Annotated in this window: 3 protein-coding genes; all 3 read right to left on the bottom strand. The window is 51.6% G+C overall.

All coding sequences use genetic code 11. The annotated features are described in order from the left end of the window. Positions 1–138 precede the first annotated feature (138 nt). Positions 139–342 (bottom strand): hypothetical protein, encoded by a 204-nt coding sequence (locus tag D1841_RS17055; RefSeq protein WP_160644846.1) that lies wholly within the window; start codon positions 340–342, stop codon positions 139–141. A 386-nt stretch (positions 343–728) separates the two neighbouring features. Beyond that, positions 729–1898 carry an ABC transporter ATP-binding protein gene (locus tag D1841_RS17050; protein ID WP_160644844.1) on the bottom strand — a complete coding sequence of 390 codons (1170 nt, stop codon included), beginning with the start codon at positions 1896–1898 and terminating at the stop codon, positions 729–731. 12 nt (positions 1899–1910) lie between these two features. After that, positions 1911–2225 (bottom strand): hypothetical protein (locus D1841_RS17045; protein WP_161880190.1); only part of this gene is annotated, 315 nt, incomplete at its 5' end.

Here is a 2225-nt window from a genome sequence, read left to right as displayed (position 1 = left end):
TTTTTCCATGCCCTTCACCACTCTTCGTCGATTTCCAATTTTTCTCATTTTGGGGCTTGACTTTTAATAGTTAGTCTCCCATAATAAAAGGATGGCTGGGCTGATTGTTGCTCCACCCAGCCTCCCCCTATTGATTACTTACATAGCACCCAGTGTATTAAAGTATCCAGTAAGAATACTGCTGGTGTTATACTGGCCGCCGTCCAACCTGGCCTGCCCATCAACAGATGTACTGCACCCGCCGCACCATGTACAACGGCAGTTGCCACAAGAACACCGGGCCTCAATAAACGTATTAAGCATACCTTCACGCTGAGATTTCCCTAACTTTTTCTTAGCCATATGTTTGGCCTCCCACTTAGATATTTAGAGCAACTGCATCAGCAGTCCTCCAGGGTGTGCCTAATGTACATACAATCACCCGCTTGCACCTTTGTAAAATCATTTAAGGAGCACAAAAATGTTTAACAAGGCATTGCATATAAACCGTTCCTGAATTTTACTGAGAACAGCAGATGGCTGCTTTCAGCCCTATCACAAAGAACCATCTGGGCGGCAAATCCAGATAAAAGGTTGGAATGGGTATGTGGCCGCTGAGTCATGGTTGGTTCGGCCTATATGTCTTCGCAAACATCATAGTGGATGCCTGCGTTGACACCGCATAATAAATATATTGAAGCAAAGGGCATTCCTCGATTGGCATATTCCTACCCGAACAGACAGTATATCTATTTCTCTAAATTCTCTCCGTGTCCGCCGAACAGGTGGCACAGCTCTGTGCTAAAGTCCAGGCGGATCTCCTCCCCCACCTCCGGTGGCTGGAAGTGCCTGCCGTCCTTGTCCACGGTGGGGACGATAACCACTACATCTTTCCCATTTACAGAGCCGTGTACATGCACCTCGCTACCCATCATTTCTGTGACCTCTACCCGGGCGGCAAGTCCTTCCCTCTCCCCAGCAGGGTACAGGTAGTCGGGGCGCACGCCCATCGTTATCTTCTGGAGCTGGGCATTTGCCGCCGCCAGACGGTTCTGCTTCTCCATGGGCAGGGACATGGGATGGCCCTCCACTGTGATATGGTACCCTTCCGCGCTATGGAGCAACTCACCCTCAAAAAAGTTCATCTGGGGCGTACCGATGAAACCCACCACGAACAGGTTTGCCGGATGGTCATAAACCTCCTGGGGCGTCCCAATTTGCTGGATGAACCCATCCTTCATGATGACAATGCGGTCGCCCAAGGTCATGGCTTCGGTCTGATCATGGGTCACATAAATAAAGGTCGTGTTGATTTTCTGCCGCAGCTTGATAATTTCCGTGCGCATGTGGTTGCGGAGTTTCGCGTCCAAGTTGGAGAGGGGTTCATCCATCAGCAGCACCTTGGGTTCACGCACTATGGCCCTGCCAATGGCCACCCGCTGGCGCTGACCGCCGGAAAGTTCCTTTGGCTTTCTGTCCAAGTACTCGGTGATGTCCAAAATCTCCGCCACTTCTTTTACCCGCTTGCGGATAGTGGCCTTATCCACCTTGCGCAGTTTTAGCGGGAAGCCAATGTTTTCCCACACTTTAAGATGAGGGTATAAAGCGTAACTTTGGAAAACCATGGAGATATCTCGGTTTTTCGGCTCTACATCGTTCATGAGTTTGCCGTCGATATACAGCTCCCCGGCAGTGATTTCCTCCAGTCCTGCCACCATGCGTAAAGTGGTAGTCTTGCCGCAACCCGATGGGCCTACCAGCACGATAAACTCCTTGTCGGCAATATCCAGGCTGAAATCCTGCACAGCTACCACGCCCTCTTCGGTAATCTGAAGGTTCGTCTTCTTCTCTGTCCCTTTGCGCGTATTGGCACTGTGCGGATAGATCTTTTTCAAATTTTTTAGCTGCAAACTTGCCATTTCTTTCCCCTCCTACGCGATTCGGACTTCCATGCCGTCCCACAAGAAATCCGCCGTGGTGCTGCGCACCACCGGATTTTCGTTGCTCACCGCCTCATATACGAAGAAACCCCCTTCCGGCAGCTCCTGATAGGCATAAACAGTCAGTTGCTTAATCACATACCGCTGGCCCCAGGGGCCGTCCTGGCGCTCCACTGTGTTCATGATTTTCCCATCAGGCCCGTCTGTAAGGCACTCCGGGGGCAGCCGCCCCCTGTCCGGCTTTATCAGCTCCACCTGGGGAAGCTGCTCCTGATAGGCTGTGAGGCTGTAGGCTGTGGCGCCCAC

It is taken from the genome of Neglectibacter sp. X4 (assembly GCF_009917365.1).
Lineage (GTDB): Bacteria > Bacillota > Clostridia > Oscillospirales > Acutalibacteraceae > Acutalibacter.
The sequence above is the reverse complement of the archived record's forward strand: the minus strand, read 5'-3'. Positions and strand labels throughout refer to the sequence as shown.

What these genes read in the sequence shown, in the direction of transcription:
- D1841_RS17055 (WP_160644846.1), bottom strand. Translation starts at nt 342, where the DNA reads ATGGCTAAGAAAAAGTTAGGGAAATCTCAGCGTGAAGGTATGCTTAAT.
- D1841_RS17050 (WP_160644844.1), bottom strand. Translation starts at nt 1,898, where the DNA reads ATGGCAAGTTTGCAGCTAAAAAATTTGAAAAAGATCTATCCGCACAGT.